This is a genomic window from Hydrogenophaga sp., from assembly GCF_050182545.1.
Lineage (GTDB): Bacteria > Pseudomonadota > Gammaproteobacteria > Burkholderiales > Burkholderiaceae_C > Hydrogenophaga.
Map to the genome: position 1 here is coordinate 12,542 of NZ_JBFXCD010000003.1, position 19,167 is coordinate 31,708.

At 68.0% G+C, this 19,167-nt stretch carries 21 protein-coding genes; 16 read left to right on the forward strand and 5 right to left on the reverse strand.

The window, feature by feature from the left end:
• Positions 1-41: 41 nt before the first annotated feature.
• Positions 42-1,073 (forward strand): Rieske 2Fe-2S domain-containing protein, encoded by a 1,032-nt coding sequence (locus AB7P10_RS03875; RefSeq protein ID WP_428292532.1) that lies wholly within the window; start codon positions 42-44, stop codon positions 1,071-1,073.
• A gap of 16 nt (positions 1,074-1,089) precedes the next feature.
• The gene (locus tag AB7P10_RS03880; RefSeq protein ID WP_428292533.1) at positions 1,090-2,055 is read left to right on the forward strand and encodes a PDR/VanB family oxidoreductase; all 966 of its coding nucleotides are present in this window, start codon (positions 1,090-1,092) and stop codon (positions 2,053-2,055) included.
• A gap of 21 nt (positions 2,056-2,076) precedes the next feature.
• Here the strand turns inward: AB7P10_RS03880 and AB7P10_RS03885 are convergent, their stop codons facing one another.
• Positions 2,077-2,619: a MarR family winged helix-turn-helix transcriptional regulator gene (locus AB7P10_RS03885; RefSeq protein WP_428292534.1), complete on the reverse strand. Its 543-nt coding sequence runs from the start codon at positions 2,617-2,619 to the stop codon at positions 2,077-2,079.
• Positions 2,620-2,865: 246 nt separating this feature from the next.
• On the opposite strand from AB7P10_RS03885, the gene AB7P10_RS03890 reads away from it, so the two are divergent.
• Genes AB7P10_RS03890 through AB7P10_RS03910 form a run of 5 tightly spaced genes read left to right on the forward strand, consistent with a single transcriptional unit; the run spans position 2,866 to position 8,250 of the window.
• Positions 2,866-3,846 (forward strand): Bug family tripartite tricarboxylate transporter substrate binding protein, encoded by a 981-nt coding sequence (locus AB7P10_RS03890; RefSeq protein WP_428292535.1) that lies wholly within the window; start codon positions 2,866-2,868, stop codon positions 3,844-3,846.
• A gap of 34 nt (positions 3,847-3,880) precedes the next feature.
• Positions 3,881-6,166, forward strand: coding sequence for a xanthine dehydrogenase family protein molybdopterin-binding subunit (locus AB7P10_RS03895; RefSeq protein WP_428292536.1), 2,286 nt, complete (start codon positions 3,881-3,883; stop codon positions 6,164-6,166).
• Positions 6,159-7,025: an FAD binding domain-containing protein gene (locus AB7P10_RS03900; protein WP_428292537.1), complete on the forward strand. Its 867-nt coding sequence runs from the start codon at positions 6,159-6,161 to the stop codon at positions 7,023-7,025. The genes AB7P10_RS03895 and AB7P10_RS03900 overlap by 8 nt, the downstream gene beginning before the upstream one ends.
• Before the next feature lie 3 nt (positions 7,026-7,028).
• On the forward strand, positions 7,029-7,505 hold the full coding sequence (locus tag AB7P10_RS03905; protein ID WP_428292538.1) for a (2Fe-2S)-binding protein: 477 nt from the start codon (positions 7,029-7,031) through the stop codon (positions 7,503-7,505).
• The gene (locus AB7P10_RS03910; protein WP_428292539.1) at positions 7,495-8,250 is read left to right on the forward strand and encodes a CoxG family protein; all 756 of its coding nucleotides are present in this window, start codon (positions 7,495-7,497) and stop codon (positions 8,248-8,250) included. Before AB7P10_RS03905 ends, AB7P10_RS03910 begins: the two co-directional genes overlap by 11 nt.
• A 25-nt stretch (positions 8,251-8,275) precedes the next feature.
• Here AB7P10_RS03910 and AB7P10_RS03915 read toward each other — a convergent pair whose 3' ends face one another.
• Genes AB7P10_RS03915 through AB7P10_RS03925 form a run of 3 tightly spaced genes read right to left on the reverse strand, consistent with a single transcriptional unit; the run spans position 8,276 to position 12,027 of the window.
• Complete coding sequence (locus AB7P10_RS03915) at positions 8,276-9,856, reverse strand: sulfatase family protein (protein ID WP_428292540.1); 1,581 nt, start codon at positions 9,854-9,856, stop codon at positions 8,276-8,278.
• Positions 9,857-9,863: 7 nt separating this feature from the next.
• On the reverse strand, positions 9,864-10,862 hold the full coding sequence (locus AB7P10_RS03920; protein ID WP_428292541.1) for a Bug family tripartite tricarboxylate transporter substrate binding protein: 999 nt from the start codon (positions 10,860-10,862) through the stop codon (positions 9,864-9,866).
• Between the two features lie 25 nt (positions 10,863-10,887).
• A complete protein-coding gene (locus tag AB7P10_RS03925) occupies positions 10,888-12,027 on the reverse strand; it encodes an FAD-dependent monooxygenase (protein WP_428292542.1) in 1,140 nt (379 codons plus the stop codon).
• A gap of 93 nt (positions 12,028-12,120) precedes the next feature.
• Here AB7P10_RS03925 and AB7P10_RS03930 point away from each other — a divergent pair, with 93 nt between their 5' ends.
• Positions 12,121-13,110, forward strand: a complete 990-nt coding sequence (locus AB7P10_RS03930; protein ID WP_428292543.1) for a cupin domain-containing protein — start codon at positions 12,121-12,123, stop codon at positions 13,108-13,110.
• Between the two features lie 7 nt (positions 13,111-13,117).
• Here AB7P10_RS03930 and AB7P10_RS03935 read toward each other — a convergent pair whose 3' ends face one another.
• Positions 13,118-14,116, reverse strand: a complete 999-nt coding sequence (locus AB7P10_RS03935) for an aldo/keto reductase (protein ID WP_428292544.1) — start codon at positions 14,114-14,116, stop codon at positions 13,118-13,120.
• A 158-nt stretch (positions 14,117-14,274) separates the two neighbouring features.
• On the opposite strand from AB7P10_RS03935, the gene AB7P10_RS03940 reads away from it, so the two are divergent.
• From AB7P10_RS03940 to AB7P10_RS03975, 8 genes are all read left to right on the forward strand, one after another.
• On the forward strand, positions 14,275-14,493 hold the full coding sequence (locus AB7P10_RS03940) for a hypothetical protein (protein ID WP_428292545.1): 219 nt from the start codon (positions 14,275-14,277) through the stop codon (positions 14,491-14,493).
• A 45-nt stretch (positions 14,494-14,538) separates the two neighbouring features.
• Positions 14,539-14,931 (forward strand): VOC family protein, encoded by a 393-nt coding sequence (locus AB7P10_RS03945; protein ID WP_428292546.1) that lies wholly within the window; start codon positions 14,539-14,541, stop codon positions 14,929-14,931.
• A 68-nt stretch (positions 14,932-14,999) separates the two neighbouring features.
• A complete protein-coding gene (locus AB7P10_RS03950) occupies positions 15,000-15,326 on the forward strand; it encodes a DUF1330 domain-containing protein (RefSeq protein ID WP_428292547.1) in 327 nt (108 codons plus the stop codon).
• Positions 15,323-15,730 (forward strand): RidA family protein, encoded by a 408-nt coding sequence (locus tag AB7P10_RS03955; protein ID WP_428292548.1) that lies wholly within the window; start codon positions 15,323-15,325, stop codon positions 15,728-15,730. Before AB7P10_RS03950 ends, AB7P10_RS03955 begins: the two co-directional genes overlap by 4 nt.
• Positions 15,721-17,094 (forward strand): (Fe-S)-binding protein, encoded by a 1,374-nt coding sequence (locus tag AB7P10_RS03960; RefSeq protein ID WP_428292549.1) that lies wholly within the window; start codon positions 15,721-15,723, stop codon positions 17,092-17,094. The genes AB7P10_RS03955 and AB7P10_RS03960 overlap by 10 nt, the downstream gene beginning before the upstream one ends.
• Positions 17,091-18,059, forward strand: a complete 969-nt coding sequence (locus AB7P10_RS03965) for a tripartite tricarboxylate transporter substrate binding protein (RefSeq protein WP_428292550.1) — start codon at positions 17,091-17,093, stop codon at positions 18,057-18,059. Before AB7P10_RS03960 ends, AB7P10_RS03965 begins: the two co-directional genes overlap by 4 nt.
• A 7-nt stretch (positions 18,060-18,066) precedes the next feature.
• Entirely contained in the window at positions 18,067-18,843 is a 777-nt protein-coding gene (locus AB7P10_RS03970; RefSeq protein ID WP_428292551.1) for a ferredoxin--NADP reductase, read from the forward strand.
• On the forward strand, positions 18,840-19,166 hold the full coding sequence (locus AB7P10_RS03975) for a DUF3470 domain-containing protein (RefSeq protein WP_428292552.1): 327 nt from the start codon (positions 18,840-18,842) through the stop codon (positions 19,164-19,166). The genes AB7P10_RS03970 and AB7P10_RS03975 overlap by 4 nt, the downstream gene beginning before the upstream one ends.
• Position 19,167: the final 1 nt, after the last annotated feature.

Consider the following 19,167-nt stretch of genomic DNA (forward strand, 5'->3'; position numbering starts at 1 on the left):
CCACCGATCGATCCCCAGCCCACCCGCCAGGAGAAACGTCCATGGATACCTCTGTCATCAACGTCCAGCTCGACCCGGTCGATGCCGTCCTCGAAGTCGGCCTCAAGGACCTCTGGTTCCCGGTCTGCCCGTCCGGCTTCGTCAAGGACAGCCCGATCTCGATCCGCCGCCTGGGCTACAAGATCGCCGTCTGGCGCGACCAGGCCGGCCAGGTGCACGCGCTGGAGGACCACTGCCCGCACCGCGGCGCGCCGCTCTCGCTGGGCGTGAACCTGGGCGACCGCCTGGCCTGCCCGTACCACGGCGTCGAAGTGCGCTGCGACGGCACCGTCACCCGCGTGCCCGGCAGCCCGGGCTGCAAGCTCGAAGGCTCGCGCCCCGCGCGCATGTTCCACGCCACTGAAGCCGCCGGCGCCATCTTTCTGTACAACGCGAGCAACCCCATCCTGGACGAGGCGCCGCCGCTGCGCCTGCCCGAGGAACTGACCTCGCCCGAGTGGTCGAACTTCCTCTGCTACACCGAGTGGGGCGGCGACTACCGCTACGTGGTCGACAACGTGATGGACCCGATGCACGGCGTGTACCTGCACAAGCAGTCGCACACCATGAGCGAGGGCGACAGCCAGGCCGAGTTCCAGATCCGCGACATCCCCAACGGCTTCTGCTTCGAGAAGAAGGGCCAGCGCGGCGTCAACTTCGACTGGACCGAGTGGATGGACCTGGGCATCCACGTCATGCGCCTGGAAATCCCGTACCCCAAGACCGGCGGCCCTGGCGGCAACTTCACCATCATCGGCAGCTACACGCCCATCAGCAACCGCAGCTCCGGCGTGTTCCACTGGCGCTGCCGCAAGGTGGACGGCTGGCAGCGCGACACCTGGCGCTTCCTGTACAAGAACCGGCTGGAAGAGCGCCACTGGAACGTGCTCGAGCAGGACCGCGTGGCGGTGGAGAACATGGAGCCCGACGCCAACAAGCGCGAGCACCTGTACGCGCACGACATGGGCATCGTGCGCCTGCGCCGCCACCTGCGCAACTTGGCCAAGGCGCAGCTCGACAAAGCTGTCGCCTGACACACGGGACTGATCGATGAGCAACGCCACCACCTTGCAGGCTTGGGTCCACACCCTGCGTTTCGAGGCCGATGACACCATCAGCGTGGAACTGCGGCCCGTGGCGGGCGTGGTGTTTCCCGCGTTCGAAGCCGGTTCCCACATCGACCTGCACCTGCCCAATGGCATGGTGCGCAGCTACTCGCTGTGCAACAACTGCCAGGAGCGCGACCGCTACGTGGTGGGCGTGCTCAAGGACCGCGCCAGCCGCGGCGGCTCGCGCTGCGTGCACGAGCAACTGCGCGTGGGCATGCGCATCACCATCAGCGCGCCGCGCAACAACTTCCCCCTGCACGAGGACGCCACGCATTCGGTGCTGGTGGCCGGTGGCATCGGCGTCACGCCCGTGCTGTGCATGGCGCGGCGGCTCAAGGACATCGGCAAGAGCTTTGAATTCCTGTACTTCGCGCGCTCGCGCAAGAGTGCGGCCTTCGTGGCCGAGATCGAGGCGCTGGGCGTGCCCGTCACCTGGCATTTCGACGACGAGCAGGGCGGTCCGCCAGACCTCAAGGCCCTGCTGGGCCGGCGAGCGCCCGCCGCCACGGAACACTTCTATGCCTGCGGCCCGGCGGTGATGCTCGACAACTTCGAGAAGACCTGCGCCGAACTCGGCCACGCCAACGCCCACATCGAGCGCTTCACCGCGGTCGAGATCGCCGCCTCGGCCGACGCGAAGCAGAGCTTCACGGTCGAGCTGCGCCGCAGCGGTCAGACCTTCGAGGTCACACCGGACACGACGCTGCACCAGCGCCTGATCGAGATCAAGGCCGACGTGCCCTTCAGCTGCGAAGAGGGCATCTGCGGTTCGTGCGAGACCAAGGTGCTCGAAGGCGAACCTGACCACCGCGACTCGGTGCTCACCGACGCCGAGCGCGCGGCCAACAAGGCCATGATGGTTTGCGTCTCGGGCTGCAAGAGCGCGCGGCTCGTGCTCGACATCTGAGCGTCGCCGGCGCTTCTGCGCTCAGCCCTCCGCAGCCTCGCACTGGCGCCGCAGCTTGCCCAGCACCGTGTACAGGGTGCTGCGCTCCTCGCGGCTGAGCGTGAGGATCATCGCCGCCTGGCTGCGCCGCGCCTCGGGCATCACCTGTTCGTACAAGGCCTGCCCTTGCTCGGTCATGCGGCACACCAGGCCCTTGCGGCTCTTCGTGCCCGTGTCCGGTGTTTCGACCGCCACCAGCCCGCGCTCGTCCAGCAGGCGCAGCGTGCGGCTGACCTGCGCCTTGTCGGCCGCCGCCTGCTCCACCAGATCGGCAAAGGGCAGGGTGCCGGCGTGCGCCAGCACCGAGAGGATGCGCCACTCTGACACCGAGAGCTGGTAGCGCTCCGCGTAGGGCAGGGTGATCGCGCGGCGCAGCGCGTTGCTGGTGTGGCTGAACAGGGTGGTCAGGAAATCGTGCACCGCCAGCGCGTCGCCATCGGGCGGCAGGTCGGCCCAGGGGCAGGGCGCACCTTCGGGTGGGGCGGGCGGGGTGAGCGGTGTGTGGTCTCGCAGTTCATGTCGCATGGCGGGATTCTGGCGGCTCACCGGGGCTTGTGCGCCGCTCCCGGGCAAAACCGTCGTTGATCAGTCAATTAAATTGCAACAAAGTGTTAGATTGCGGGTTTCTGTTGTTGATCGATCAACGACGCCGATCTACCATGCATCTGTCTCTATCGTGAACGTACGTTTCCGATGTGAAACAAGACCCGCGCCGAGCCCACGATCGGGCCGGGCCGCTCATGAACCGAACCGCCTTCACAGGAGTGCAAGATGAAAATCGATCGTCGACAGTTGATGGCCGTGGCCCTGGCCGCCGGGGCCGCGTTTGCAGGCAGCGCCATGGCCGATGCCTACCCCGAAAAGACCATCAGCCTGGTCGTGGCCTATCCGCCAGGGGGCGATTCGGACGCAACCGCGCGCCTGTTCGCCGACAAGCTCTCGCAGCGCCTGAAGCAGACCGTGATCGTCGAGAACAAGCCGGGCGCCGGCGGCACGCTGGGCAACACCCTGGTGGCGAGCGCCAGGCCCGACGGCTACACCCTGCTGTTCACGCCCAACCCGTTCACCACCGCGCCCATGGTGCTCAAGCTGGCGTCGAGCGCGACCTACGACCCGCTCAAGGACTTCGAGCCGGTGATCCTCACCGCGATGCAGTCCGTGCTGCTGGTGACCCACCCCGACACCGGCATCAAGACGGTGGCGGACCTGGTGGCACAAGCCAAGGCGGGCAAGCCACTGACCTATGCCAGCCCGGGCGCGGGCTCGCCGATGCACATCGCCGCCGAGTGGCTCAACCGCGCGGCCGGCATCCAGGTGCAGCACATCCCGTTCCGCGGCGTCGGGCCAATGATTCCGGACATGCTGGCGGGTCGTGTGAGCATGGGCTACCCGACGCTGGGCGCGGTGGAGCAGCACCTCAAGTCGGGCAAGCTGGTCGCTGTGGCATTGACCGACGACGAACGCAGCCCCTTGATGCCGCAACTTCGAACCGTGGCCGAGCAGGGCTATCCGGAAGTGAAGCTCGGCGCCTGGAACGGCATCTTCGCGCCCAAAGGCACGCCGCCGGCGGTGATCAGGCTGCTCAACGAGCACATGAACGAGATCCTGCGCATGCCCGACGTGGTCGAGAAGATGGCCAGCTTCGGTTCGCGCCCGGTGGGCGGCAAGCCCGAGGCCCTGGCGAAGATCAATGCCGACGACTTCGCGCGGCTCTCGACCCTGGTCAAGGACCTGAACATCCAGGCCGACTGAGCCTGCGGTCCACACCCGGCCGGAAGGAAACCCCATGAGCACATCCACCCTCGGGCGGGACACGCCCCAGGTCACTGCGCGCGCCAAGGTGCTGGGTCGCGCGGTGTACGCGGGCGACATCCAGCTCGCCGGCATGCTGCACGGCAAGATCCTGCGCAGCCCGTACCCGCACGCGCGCATCGTGCGCATCGACACCGCCGCCGCGCGCGCGCTGCCCGGTGTCAAGGCGGTGCTCACCAGCGCCGATGCGCCGGCCACCCGCTGGGGCGTGCACCACAAGGAGCGGCCCGTGCTGGCCGATGGCGTGGTGCGCTTCGCCGGTGAAGAGGTGGCGGCCGTGGCCGCCATTTCCGACGAGATCGCGCGCGACGCGCTGGACCTGATCGAGGTCGAGTACGAAGAGCTGCCCGCCATCCTCACCCCCGAGGAGGCGCTGGACGCCGACGCGCCGGGCGTGCACCCGGGCCGGGGCAACGTGGCGCACGAGATCCGCTTCGAGCGCGGCAGCGTGGACGAGGGCTTCGCGCAGGCCGACCTGGTCCACGAAGCCACCTACACCACGCACGCCCAGTACCCCGGTTACCTGGAACCCATGGCCACCGTGGCGCAGGTCGACGCCGAAGGCCGCCTGCAGGTCTGGACCTCGACGCAGTCGGTGTTCCTGGCGCGCGCGCGCCTGGCCGCCGTGCTGGAGCTGCCGGTCTCGCGCGTGCGCGTGCAGGCGGCCACGGTCGGCGGTGGCTTCGGCGGCAAGATCATCGAGGACGACAACCAGCTCGTGGCCGGATTGCTCGCCCTGAAAACCGGCCGCCCGGTGCGCCTGGTCAACAACCGCCTGGAAGACTTCCAGGCCGCGTGCTCCAGCGTGCCCGAGCGCATCACGCTCAGGCTGGGCATGACGCGCGACGGCCTGATCGTCGCCAAGGACGTGCGCATCTTGGCCGACTGCGGCGCGTACTGCGGCCTCTCGCCCGAGGTCATGCACGTCAGCGCCATGCGCAGCGACAACATACACCGCCTGAAGAACGTGCGCTCGCACGCCGTCATGGCCTACACGCACACGCCGCCCCACGGCGCGTTCCGCGGCTTCGGCGGCACGCAGATGCTGTTCGCGCTCAACAGCCACATCCACACCATGGCCGAGCAGCTCGGGCTGGACCCGGTGGACATCCACCAACGCAACGCCATCGGGCGCGGAGAGACCTCGGTGCACGGCTGGCAGGTCGGCAGCACCGGCCTGCTCGAATGCATCGCCCAGTGCACCGAAGCCATCGGCTGGACGGCCAGGCGCGCGCGCGCGCCGCAGACCGGTGTGCGCCGCCGCGGCGTGGGCATGGCCGCGGCCATGCACGTCAGCGGCAACCGCACCATCGGCAACTGGGACGGCTCCACCGTGATGATCAAGGTCAACGAGGACGGTCGCCTGGTCGTGCACTGCAGCGAGGGCGACATGGGGCAGGGCGCGATGACCATGCTCAGCCAGATCGTTGCGCACGAACTGCAACTGCCCCTGGCGCACGTGCAGGTGATGGCGCCCGACACCGACGCCGCGCCCTTCTGCATCGGCTCGCTGGCCTCGCGCGTGACCATGGCCGCGGGCAATGCCGCCATCGTGGCCGCGCACGCCGCGCGCGACAAGCTGTTCGCCGTGGCCGCGCAGATGCTGGACACACCGGCCGAGCAACTGGAACTGGCCGATGGCTTCGTGCAGGTGAAGGCCCAGCCGCAACAGCGCCGCACGCTGGCCGAGCTGGCGCGCCAGCACATCTGGCGCCATGGTGGCGAAGGCATCCAGGTGCTGGGCAACTGGGACGCGAAGACGCAGATGCACGACGACCAGGTGTACGGCAACATCGCGCCGGCGTATTCCTTCGCCGCGCAGGCTGTCGAGGTCGAGGTGGACACGCGGACCGGCCAGGTCACGGTGACCGACAGCTTCGTCAGCGACGACTGTGGCAAGGCGCTCAACCCGCTGGCGATCCACGGCCAGACCAATGGCGCGACCGTGCAGGCCATGGGCTGGACGCTCTACGAGCAACTGCAACTGGAAGGCGGCCGGCTCATGAACGGCAACTTTGCCGACTACACCATGCCCACCGCCGACGCCGTGCCCATGCTGCGCGGCGGCCTGGTCGAGTCCCACGAACCCAACGGCCCGCACGGCGCCAAGGGCGCGAGCGAAACCGCCATCCTGCCCGGCGCACCAGCGATCGCCAACGCCGTGTACGACGCCGTGGGCGTGCGCATCACCGACCTGCCGATCACGCCGCAGAAAGTGCTCGCGGGCCTGCGTGCCCTGCGGGAGACGACCCATGCTTGATTTCGACTTCCTCGAACCCGCCAGCGTGGCCGAAGCCAGCCGCATGCTGGCCGACCTGGGCGACGAGTGCCGCGTGATCGCGGGCGGCACCGCGCTGCTGCTGGGCATGCGCCAGCGCATGCTCACGCCCACGCACCTGGTGTCGCTGGGCCGGCTGCAGCACCTGCGCGGCATCGCGCTGGACGGGCGCGGCGGCCTGCGCATCGGCGCGCTCACGCCGCACGCCGAGGTGGCTGCCTCTGTGCTGGTGCAAGAGCGCTGGCCCATGCTGGCCAGCATGGCCGCGCGCGTGGCCAACCCGCAGGTGCGCAACCAGGGCACGATCGGCGGCAACCTCTGCTACGCCGACCCCTCCACCGACCCACCTGGCTGCCTGCTCGCGCTGGACGCACAGGTGGTGCTGAGCAGCGCGCGCGGCGAGCGCGTGCTGGCCATGCCGGACTTTCTGGTGGACTACTACACGACCGCGCTGGAGCCCGACGAACTGCTGACCGAGATCCGCGTGCCGCCGATGCCGGCCGACGCCAGTGGCCAGTACGCGCGCTTCCTGCGCACCGCGGCTGAGCATCGGCCGCTGGTCAGCGTGGCACTGCTGGCGCGGCGCCAGGGCGCCACCTGCACCGAAGCGCGCATCGCCGTCGGCGCGTCCACCCCCATCCCCGTGCGCCTGCCACGCGCCGAGGCCTTTCTGGCCGGCAAGACCGTCACCGCCGAAGTCGCGGCCGAAGCGGCCGCCCTGGTCGCGGCCGACATCGAACCCGTCTCAGACGCGCGCGGCGACGCCGACTTCCGCCGCGAGATGGTGCGCGTCGTGGCCCAGCGCAACATCGCCGGCCTGTTTGGCCTGACCGAGGACTAAGCCATGAGCCAGCATCCGATTGAACTCACCGTCAACGGCGAAGCCGTGCAATGCACCGTGCCCGCGCGGCGCCTGCTGTCCGACTTCCTGCGCGACGACCTGCACCTCACCGGCACCAAGCGAGGCTGCGAAACCGGCATCTGCGGCGCCTGCTCGGTGCTGGTCGACGGCCAGGTCGTCAAGTCCTGCCTGAGCCTGGCCGTGCAGGCGCAGGGCCGCAGCATCACCACCGTGGAAGGCCTGGCGCAGGGCGAACAGCTGCACCCGCTGCAGGAGAGCTTCATGCAGTGCGGCGGCCTGCAGTGCGGCTACTGCACGCCGGGCTTTCTCATGACCTCGTGCGCGATGCTGGCGAACAACCCGTCGCCCAGCGAAGACGAGGTGCGCCATGGCCTCAACGGCAACCTCTGCCGCTGCACCGGCTACACCCAGATCGTCGAATCCATCCTGACCGCCGCGGAGAAGATGCGTGGAAATTGAAAAGACCCTGTTGCTCGACGCGCCCCCCGCGCTCGTCTGGGCCCTGTTGCTCGACCCGAATGCCATGGGCGCCTGCGTGCCGGGCATGGAATCCATCGACGTGATCAGCGACGACGAATACGTCGCGGTGATGAAGGTGAAGATCTCCTTCATCAGCGCGCGCTTCAAGCTCAAGACGCGCATCGTCGAGCGCGACGAGCCGCGCTACCTGCGCGCCGAAGGCACGGGCGAAGACGCCTCGGTGGCCAGCTCGCTCAAGCAGACCAGCGAGATGTGGCTGGCCGAACGCGAGGGCGGCGGCACCGAATTGCGCATGAAGGTGAAGGTGGACGTGCTCGGCCGCATGGGCACCTTCGGCCTGGGCGTGATGAAGACCAAGGCCGACCGCATGTGGGACGAGTTCGGGGTGAACGCGGCGGCGCGGCTGGCGGGCACGGGTGCGGCGGTGGCGATGCCCCTTGAGGTGCCGGCGGAACCTGCCGTTGCTATGCCGGCAGCCGGATCATCTGCTCCGGATGTGGCACCGCCCCCCACCGTGCACCACGCGCCCGCGCCGCAGGCCGTGCCCGCCGCACCAGCGCGTGCCGCACAAAGCCCGGGCTTCTGGGCGCGCCTGTTCGGCCAGGCCCCGGCGGTTGGCCAGGACATCCGCGTGGAACTGCGCCGCGGCGAAACCACCCTCACCGTGCACTGGCCGGTGCAGGCCTCGCAGGACTGCGCGGCCTGGTTGCGCACGCTGGTCTGATTCGCGCGCGCCCGGCGCGCGCCCGTCAGGCCGCTGCGCCCGGGTACGGGCTCTGGTCCGCCGCCGACAGCATGGTGCGTGCCAGCCGTTCCATGAGTTCGCGGCGCAGTGAAAGGCTGGCCGCATCGTCCCAGAGGTTGCGCAGTTCCAGCGGATCGTCGCGCAGGTTCACCAGTTCGCCCCAGGGCTGGCCGTCGTAGATCGTGATGCGGTGGCCGTGGTCGCGCAGGGTGCGCATGCGCACGCGGCGGTCCATGCCGAAGTCGCTGCGCTGGCTTTCTTCCTCGATCAGCAACTGCTCGCGCACCGCGGTGGCTTCACCGCTCACCAACGGCAGCAGCGAGGCGCCCTGCATGCCGTTGGCGGGTTGCAGGCCGGCGCGGTCGAGCACGGTGGCGGCGATGTCGATGGTCTGCGTCAAAGCCTTGCTGCTTCCAGTCGCCGGTGCCGCAGCGCCGTCGCGCCAGATGAAGGGCACGCGCGTGAGCGCCGGGTAGTGCAGGCCACCCTTGAACATCAGGCCACGCTCGCCGAGCAGGTCACCGTGGTCGCTGGTGAACATGACCACGGTGTTGTCGTCCAGGCCGAGTGCGCGCAACTGCGCCATCACGCGGCCGATGCTGTCGTCGATGTGGGCCAGGCTGCCGTGGTTGAGGGCCAGCGCCTCGCGCACCTCCTGCTCGGATCCGGCGAAGCTGCCGTAACCCGGGCGGAATGCCGGGTTGCCGCGCCGCTGTTCGCGCAGCCAGCGCAGGGGCGGCGGCGGGTCGGTCGGCTCGGCATGGAACGAGGCCGGCAGCGTCACGTCGTCGGGGTGGAACAGGTCCCAGTAGCGGCCCGGTGGCGTGAACGGGTGGTGCGGGTCGGGGAAGGAGCACTGCACGAAGAAGGGCTGGCCCGCACCGGCCATGCGCGCGAGCATGTCGCAGGTCTGGCTGGCGATGTAGCTCGTGGGGTACAGCTCCTCAGGCACGCGGGTGCGCCAGGCCTGGCGCAGCGCGGCCAGCGCCAGGCCAGGTGTGGGCATGGCGTTGTCCGGGCCGATCAGGCGGTCGGCCTCGGGCGTCTGCTCGCGCAGCCAGCGCCGCCAGTGGCCGTGCTGTTCGTCGGCGTGGCCGATGGTCAGGCGCACCTGTTCGAAGCCGTAGTAGGGCAGGTCGAGCTCGAAGGCGGGGTCGTCCTCCCAGCGCTTCCACACCTCCTGCCCGTAGCGGCCTGGAAAGGCCTGCAGCGCGTCCTGCGGCAGGCGCTGGCCGGCGGCGGGCCAGGGCGCGGGGATGGTGGTGATGTTCTGCAGGTGGCACTTGCCCACCAGCCCGGTCTGGTAGCCGGCCTCGTGCAGTGTCTGCACGAAGGTGCGTTCGCCCAGCGAGAGCTCACGCCCGTTCATCTGCAGGCCGTGCACGCTGGGCAGCCGCCCTGTCATGAGCGAGGCGCGGTTGGGCTGGCAGATCGGCGTGGCGACGTGGAAGTGATCAAACCGGCAGCCCTGCGCGGCGAGTGCGTCGATGTGCGGCGTGCGCACATCGGGGCTGCCGTAGCAGCCCAGGTGGTCCGCGCGGTGCTGGTCGGTGATGAACAGCAGGAAGTTCGGGCGGCCGCTCATAGGGCGCTCAATCTGCCTTGATGTTGAGTTCCTTCGCCAGCTTGCCGTAGCGCTCGTTGTCCGCCTTCATGAAATCGGCCAGCACCTGCGGCGAACCACCGAGCACGTCCAGGCCGGCGCCGGCGAGTTTCTCGCGCACGTCGGGCAACTTGAGCGCTTCGTTGAACGCCTGGTTGAGCTGCGCGACCACGGCCGCCGGCGTGCCGGCCGGTGCGAGCACGCCGTACCAGGCGTTGACCTCGACACCCGCCACGCCCTGTTCGGTGGCGGTGGCCAAGTCGGGCAACAGGGCCGAGCGCTGCTTCTCGGTCAGCGCCAGCGGCACCAGCTTGCCCGCCTTGATGTGCGGCACCGCACCGCCCAGCCCGGTGAACAGCAGTTTGACTTCACCGCTGAGCGCGGCGGTGATCGAGGGGCCAACGCCGCGGTAGGGCACGTGCAGCAGTTCCACCTGCGCCGAGCGCTTGAGGATTTCACCCGCGAAGTGCATGGGCGAGCCGTTGCCAGGGCTGCCGTAGGGCAGGCCGGGGCTCTTGCGCGCCGCGTCCAGCGCGCCCTTGAGCGTGGTCGCGCCCAGCGTGGGGTTGGCCACCAGCACCATGGGCGTGGTGGCGGGCGAGATCACGGGCACCAGGTCCTTGTGCACGTCCACGCCGCTGCCGGCGCCGGGCGCGAGCACGTGCGGCGAGATCACCACCGTGTTGGGCGAGAACAGCAGGGTGTGGCCGTCGGCGGCCGAACGCGCCACGGCGCTCGCGGCCAGCAGCGCGCCCGCGCCGGGGCGGTTCTCCACCACCACAGGCTGGCCGAACTTCGGCGCGAGCTTGTCGGCCAGCACGCGCGCGGCCAGGTCGGGGCCGCCGCCGGGCGGGAAGGGCACGACCAGGGTGACCGTCTTGCTCGGGAAACCCTGCGCCGCGGCAAAGGGCAGGGCCAGGGCCAGCGCGGAACCGATCAGGCCGCAGGCGAGGGCGCGGCGCGCCAGGGTGGTGTGGGGGGTGCTCATGTCATTTGTCTCCTTCAAAAAATGTTCAGGCGCTGGCCAGGGGTTCGTTCCACGCGTCGTAGCCATAGACCCAGTCGGCGTTGCCCTGGCCCTTCATCCACTGGTTGCCGCGCGATCCGATCTGGATCTTCGCGGTGCGTTCCTGGCGCGTCTTCTCGTAGCGGCGCAGCGCGGCTTCTGCCTGCGCGCGGCTGCTCACACCCGCGAGCGCGCGGCCCAGCACCACGGCGTCTTCAATGGCCATGCCCGCGCCCTGCGCCATGAAGGGCAGCATGGGGTGGCAGGCATCGCCCAGCAGCGTGACCGTGCCCACCGACCATGCGGGAAGCGGGTCGCGCTCGTACAGCGCGCTCTTGAGCGTGCTGTCGCAGGCGTCGAGCAGGGCGCGCGCGTCGGCGTGGAAGTCCTTGTAGAAGCCGCGCAGCTCGTTCACGTCGCCCTCGCTGGTCCAGGACTCCTCGGTCCAGCTGTCCTGCCCGGTGGTGGCGAAGATGAAGGTCTCCTTGCCCTGGTTGAGCGGAAAGGTGACGATCTGGCTCTGCGGGTTCGGGCCCCACCACTTGGTGAAGGCTTCGATTTCGGGCACATGCTTCACGCGCTCGGTGGGCACCACCGAGCGGAACGACACCACGCCGGTGAAGCGCGGGTGCTCTTCGCCGAAGAGGGCGGTGCGCACGCGCGAGTGGATGCCGTCGGCGCCGACCACCGCGTCGAACGCCGCGGTGCCGCCGTCCTCGAACTGCACGGTCACACCGGCGTCGTTCTGCGTGAGGGTCTTGATGCGCTTGTCGAACTGGATCTGTTCGATCGGGAACTGTTCGGCCAGCGCGTGGATGATGTCGGCGCGGTGGATGGTGACCTGCGGCGCGCCGTACTGCTCTTCGGCGATGTTGCCCATGCCCAGGCGCGAGGTTTCGGCGCCGGTGTCCCAGTCGCGGCTGATGCGGAAGGTGGGGCGTGCGCCGCGTTCGCGAATGGCCGCGCCCGCGCCCAGGCCGTCGATGGCGCGCACCACGTTGGGCGTGAGGTTGATGTCCGCACCCACGCGCGAGAAGCCTTTGGCCTGCTCGAACACGGTGACGTCGTGGCCTTGCCGGCGCAGTGCGATGGCCGCGGCCAGGCCGCCCACACCGCCGCCAGCGATACCGATTTTCAGATGGCTCATGCGCGTGTCTCCTGCATTGACGAGAGCTGCATTGTTCAGCGCGTGCCCCGCATGCTCAACCGCCCGGACGCCTGAAATGGGTACGATTCGTCCATGGATGTCCTCAGCGAAGTCCTCGGCATCTGCCGCGCCGAACGGGCCGTGACCGCCCGGTTCCACCTCTCCGCGCCCTGGGGTCTGCATTCCAATGGCGTGTCGGGCTCGGCCATGATCCGAATGGCGCGCGGCGCGCCCTGGTGGATCGAGGCGACCGGTGGCGGCGCGCCCCTGCGCGTGGAACCGGGCGACCTGGTCATGATGCCGCTGGGCGCACCGCACCGCATGGGCTCCGCGCCCGACGCCCCCACCGTGCCCTTCGCGCAGTTGCTGACGCAGCGCACGCCCGGCGCGCGCGACGAAGCACCGCTGGACCTGCGCCACGGCGGTGGCGGTGAGCCGTGCGAGATGTTCAGCGCGTTGCTGTGGTTCTCCGCCTATTGCCGCCACTCGGTGCTGAGCGTGCTGCCGCCCCTGATCCACGTGCGCGCCAGCGAACTGTCCACCGCCGTCAGCCTGGCCGCCTCGATGGAGGCGCTGGTGACGGAGACGCTGGGCCAGCGGCCCGGCTGGCGCCTCTCGGCCAGCCGCATGGGCGAGCTGCTGCTGGTCAACATCCTGCGCGAGCACCTGCTGCGCGCCGCCGGGCCCGCCGAAGCGAGCTGGTGGCGCGGCCTGTCGGACCCGGCCATCGCCCGCGCCATCGCCGCCATGCACCGCGAGCCCGCGCGCGGCTGGAGCGTGGAAGCCCTGGCGCGCGAGGCCGCCATGTCGCGCTCGCGCTTCAGCGAGCGCTTCAAGGCCCTGGTGGGCGACACCCCCATGGGCTACCTGGGAGGCCACCGCATGGCCCTCGCGGCAGAGCAACTGGAGGCCGGCCACCTGCCGCTGGCCCGGGTGGCGCAGGACGCGGGCTATGAGTCCGACAAGGTGTTTGCCCGCGCGTTCCGGCGCTGGTCGGGTTTGTCCCCCACCGCGTACGCGAAGCGCGAGGTGGCACGCCGCACGGCCATGGGCAACCCGCTCACGGCGTCGGCGCCGGATTGATCGCGGCCTACCGGCCCTCGATGCCCACGAGCCCCGCTTCCGGGTAGCGTGCGCCGGCCACGGCCTGCGGGTTGAACAGGCGGTCCAGCTGCGCGATCTCGTCGGGTGTGAGCGCGATGTCCACCGCACCCACATTGCTCTCCAGGTAGAGAATGCGGCGCGTGCCGGGAATGGGTACCACATGCGGGTGCTTGTTGAGCAGCCACGCCAGCGCGACCTGCGCATTGCTCAGCCCGCGTTCGGCGGCGAAGGCCGTCAGCTCGGCCACCAGGCGCTGGTTCGCGGCCTGTGCCTCGCCTACGAAGCGCGGGTTGTGCTTGCGGAAGTCGTTGTCCGCCAGTTGGCCCACGTCCACCGTGCCGGTGAGGAAAGCGCGGCCCAGCGGGCTGTAGGCCACAAAGGCCACGCCCAGTTCGGCGCAGGTGGCGAGCATGCCGGCCTCGGGCTCGCGGCTCCACAGCGAATACTCGCTTTGCACCGCGGCAACGGGGCACACCGCATGCGCGCGGCGCAGCGTGTCGGCAGACACCTCCGACAGGCCGATGGCCCCGACCTTGCCCGCCTGCACCAGTTCACCCATGGCGCCCACCACGTCCTCGATGGGCACAGCCGGGTCGCGGCGGTGGCAGTAGTACAGGTCGATGTGGTCCACGCCCAGGCGCCGCAGCGACGCGTCGCAGGCTTCGCGGATATAGGCTGGGGAATTGTCGATGCGCCGCTCGTACTGGCCGGCCTTGCGCACGATGCCGAACTTGGTCGCCAGCACCACCCGCTGGCGGCGCGCCGCGCCCCCAGCGGTGATGAAGCGGCCCAGCAGCGTTTCGTTGTGCCCCAGGCCGTAGGTGTCGGCCGTGTCGAAATGCGAGACGCCCAGCGCCAGCGCGCGTTCGAGCGTGCGCAGCGCGGCGTCGTCGTCGGTCTGGCCATAGAACTCGCTCATGCCCATGCAGCCCAGGCCGATGGCGGATGTCGCGGGGCCGGTGGCGCCCAGTTGGCGTTGTTTCATGCATCTCCTTGTTCGGCTCACAGGGCAGGCCGGTCGGGCCATGTTAGACCGGACGCCGCGGCGGACACATCCATGCGCTGAATGACCCACGCTGCCGCAGGATGACGGGGATGACGTAACCTGCGCCTTGTGTGCCAGACCCAACCCGCCCGAACCCCATGAAAACCATCGACGAGATGCTGAACCTGGCATTGCTCACCCCCGAACAGCACCAGCACATCAGCGCCTGGATTGCGAACGCCGACACACCCGAAGACATCCTGAAGATGCCGGCCCTGCTGTGGCAGGCGGTGGAACGTGCCAGCGCGGTCATGGGCATCGACAAGGACCTGCTGCGCCCGCCGGCGCTGGACGCGGGCGACAGCCTGTACCGATAACCCACGTGCCCGAGTGCCCGCCCCGAGACACCCGGAAGTAGCCACATGCCCCAGACACCCCCGCTGCGCCCGTTTGCATTCGTGCTGGCCGTGCCCGACATCGAACGCAGCACCGCCTACTTCAGGGACGCCCTGGGCTTCAAGGCCGAGTGGCCAGCAGGCAGCGGGTGGCAACTGCTGGCACGCGGCAGCGTGCGCATCATGATCGGCCACTGCCCCGACGCCATGCCCGCGTCCGCCACGGGCGACCACAGCTACTTTGCTTACTTGCACGTCGACGACGTCGACGCGCTGCACGCGGAATTCGTTCAGCGCGGCGCGCTGATCCCACAGCCGCCGGCGGACAAGCCACACGGCATGCGGGAGTTTCTGGTGGCGACGCCGGATGGGCACCGGCTGATGATTGGGCAGGACATTGCAAAGGGAGAGGGCTGCTAGTGGTGTGGCTGGCAATGCTGGTCGGATGTTAAGAAGTTAACTGGAAGGAACGACACGTCGCAGGACACTTGCAACACCTCAACTCGAAACAAGGTGTCCTTGTGGCCGTATACGTTGTTGCCCAGCTGAAGTTCAAGGATCGATCCGCCTACGACCGCTATCAGGCAGCGTTCGGTCGTGTCTTCCGGAAGTTCGCGGGGCAAGTCCTCGCTGCCGACGAAGCTCCGAAGGTTGAAGAAGGGACCTGGTTCGGCGACAAGGTCGTTGTGCTTTCGTTTCCCGACGAAGCGACCTTCCGCGCCTGGTCGGACTCGCCCGAGTACCAGGAGATCGGTCGGGACCGCCGTGCAGGCGCCGAGTGCGTCGTACTGCTGCTGAATGGGGTTCCAGCATGAGCCGCCGTGTGGTGGAGGTTGGCAAACCCTGGGAGAACGCGGTCAGGTTCTCCATGGGCGTGGTGCATTCGGGCCTCACCCTGCACACGGCGGGCATCACTGCACGAGATCCCGAAGGGCGGATCGTAGGCGAGGGCGACATTCGAGAGCAGACCGCACAGTGCTTTCGAAACCTCGATGACATCATCAAGGCGGCCGGCGCACGCTGGGAGGATGTCGTCAAGTACACGCTGTACACGACCGATATCGAGCGATTCCATACGGAGACGCTTGAAATCCGGGCTCCGTATTTTGTCGGCAAGCCTGCCGCCACGTTGCTGGAGGTTTCGCGATTGATCGACCCGCGCATGCTGGTTGAAATTGAGGCGGTGGTGCATCTGCCGAGGCAAGCCCCATGGGTGTGATGACAGCTGATGCGGACGTCTACCTGGGCAGCGAGACCCAGGACTTGCTGTCGGCGTGCACGGGATGCGCGCGATGCGTCGAGGTGTGCCCCGTTGTGCCGCACGGCGCGGCATCAGGCGCCGAGCCACGCCAGGTGATTGGTGGCGTTCTGAAACTGCTGCGCACCGGTGTGGCACCGCAAGCAGCCTCGGCCGACTGGCTGCACGGGTGCAACGGGTGTGGTGATTGCATTCCCGCGTGCCCGGAAGAGGTCAATCCCCGTCGCCTGCTGATGTTGGCGAGCATGCACGACGCCGCCAGAGAGAGCCGGACTCCTCAACTCTTTCGGCGGATGGCGCGGTCCATCAAACTGATGATCGCCATGCAATTGCTGCCTCCTGACTATGCGCGCCTGTTTGTGCCGGCGCGTCCTCGCAAGGCGCAGATGGTGTTCTACACCGGTTGCAACGCTCTTCGAACGCCCAACCTCATGTTCAACACCATGGCGGTCCTGGATGCTCTCGAAGTCGACTACGAAGTGGCGGGCGGCCCTTCATCCTGCTGCGGTGTCATCGCCTCCAAATGGCAGGGGGAAGTGCAGGTGGGCGGGCGCGTCACCGCCCACACGCTCAAGCGTTTCGCGGCATTCGAGCCAGAGAAGATCCTGAACTGGTGCCCGACCTGTGAAGTTCATCTGAACGAAACCCTGCAGGGCTTTGTTCCCCGTGAGTACGAGTTCGACCACGTGACGGACTACTTCGTGTCGCGTGCCGATCGGCTCAAGGAGCTCTTTGTCCATCGAATTCCTCGTCGGGTGGTGCTGCACGCGCATCAGGGGATGCCCGAGATCGGGCGCAACGTTGAATCCCTGTTGCGCTCGATACCAGGACTGGAGGTGGTGGAGATGGTTCTGGAGTCGTCCTACACCTGCGGTGGATCCGGCTGCTCCAAGACGCCCGCATTGCAGGCCCGGGAACATCAGCACCTAGTCGACCGCGTCAGGTTCCACCAGGCCGATGCACTCGTCACGCTGTACCACGGCTGCCACATGGCCTTCATCGGTCTGGAGAGAACCGAGGAGTTCGAAGTGCTGAACTTCACGGAGCTCCTCGCCCAGGCATTGGGGCAGGCGCCTCATCCAGATCGGCTCAAGGAGCTTCGGCACCTCGCGGACTGGAAGGCCATCGTGGAGGCTTCGCAACCCTTGCTGCAGAAAAACGGACTGTCGATTGACAGCGAATGGCTGGAACGCCATGGCGCGGAGATTTTCGCGGTCGCCGAATTCAAGGGCGGCCTGGACTGCCTGGCGAGCGATGCGCCCAGAAGTACCTTCACCCCGTCTACCCACATGTGTCACTCACCTACTACCGGAGGACTCTCATGAAGCTCTTGACCCGATTCGTGCTCGCCATTGCAACTGCCGCCTGTGCGGTCTTGCCACTGAGAGCGCAGGAAGCGTTCCCGTCAAAACCCGTGCGCATCGTGGTGCCATTCACCGCCGGTGGCCCCACCGACGTTCTGGCGCGCATGCTGGGTGAAAGGTTGTCGGAGAAGTGGAAACAACCGGTGGTGATCGAGAACCGTGCCGGTGGTGGCTCCACCATCGGCACCAACCTGGTTGCCAAGGCAACTCCGGACGGCCACACCATCGGCATGGTGGTCATGGCACATGTGGTCAACCCCGCCATTCGCAGCGACCTGCCCTACGACACGCTGGGCGACCTTGCGGGCGTGAGCCAGATCACCACGTCGGCCTGCGTGCTGGTGGCCCATCCGTCGGTGCCGGCCAACAACCTGAGCGAGCTGATCGCGCTTTCCAGAGCGCAGCCGGATTCACTGAGCTACGCCACGCCGGGTGCCGGAACGCTCAACCACATGTCCGGGGCGCTGCTCAACTCTCTCGCGGGCACCGACCTGTTGCACGTGCCTTACAGCGGAAGTGCGGCTGCCCATGCCGACGTGCTCAGCGGTCGCGTCCCTCTCATGTTCGACGTGTGGGCACCTGTGAAGGAATACGTCCGGGCTGGCCGGCTGAAGGTCCTTGGCATCACCTTGAAGGATCGGATGCCCAGCGACCCCACGTATCCCACGATTGCGGAGACGGTTCCAGGCTTTGAGGTGGTGTCTGCCTTTGGCATGGTGACTTCCAGCAAAGTGCCACGGCCCGTGATCGACAAGCTGGGTGCGGACATTGCTGCCGTGGTGAAGGAACCGGCATTCGCTGCAAAGGTACGAAACTTCGGCATGGAGCCGGTGGGCAGCAGCCCGCAGGAATACGACCGCTTCATCCGGTCGGAAGTGTCGCGCTGGTCCCGCGTGGTCCGCGAGAGCAACATCAAGGTGCAGTGAGCCGAGCATGAGTGCCATCACCACCCAACGCGTTACCTCCGTAAGGCACTGGAACGACACGCTGTTCAGCTTCACCACCACGCGTGCGCCCGGTCTTCGTTTTCGAAATGGACACTTCGTCATGGTGGGCCTGCCAGTGGCAGGCAAGCCGTTGATGCGCGCGTACAGCATCGCCAGTCCGAACCATGCGGAGGAGCTCGAGTTCTTCAGCATCAAGGTACCCGATGGTGCGTTGACGTCGCGGCTCCAGCACCTTCATGAAGGGGACGAGGTGCTGGTTGGCAGCAAAGCCGTAGGGACCCTGGTGCTCGACGATTTGCGACCGGGACGCCATCTGTACCTGCTCGCGACGGGCACGGGCCTGGCGCCCTTCATGAGCCTTGTGCGCGACCCGGAGGTCTATGAACGGTTCGAGCGCGTCGTTCTGGTGCACGGGGTGCGGTATGTGAGTGAACTCGCGTATGCGGAGGACCTGCAGGTAAACCTGCCCAACGACGAGTACCTGGGGGAACAGGTTGCCCGCGGCCTTGTGTACTACCCGACCTGCACGCGCGAGCCATTCAAGGTGACGGGGCGCATACCGGATCTGATTCGCAGCGGCCGGCTGGCGCAAGACCTGGGATTGCCCCCGCTCTCGCCCGCTTCGGACAGGGTGATGATCTGCGGGAATCCGCCTGCTCTGGCAGAAATCCGCGCCGAACTGGATGCCCGCGGGTTTGAGGCTTCTCCCTGCACGGGCGAGGCCGGCGACTACGTGTTCGAGCGGGCATTCGTCGAGAAATGAGCTACGTCGTGACCGAGGCCTGCATCCGGTGCAAGTACACCGATTGCGTCGCCATTTGCCCTGTGGACGCGTTTCGGGAAGGCCGGAGCATGCTTGTCATCGACCCGGCAGTCTGCATCGACTGCGGCGTGTGCGAGCCGGAATGCCCGGCCGCGGCGATTGCGTTTGATATGGATGCTGCACCGCTCTGGCGCGACCTGAATCAGCGCATGGCGGCACAATGGCCCGCGATTTCGGAACCCCGACCTGCGCCACCGGATGCAGACCTGTTTCGCGGTGAGGCCGACAAGTTTGATCGGTACTTCAGTGAGGCTGCGGCATAGT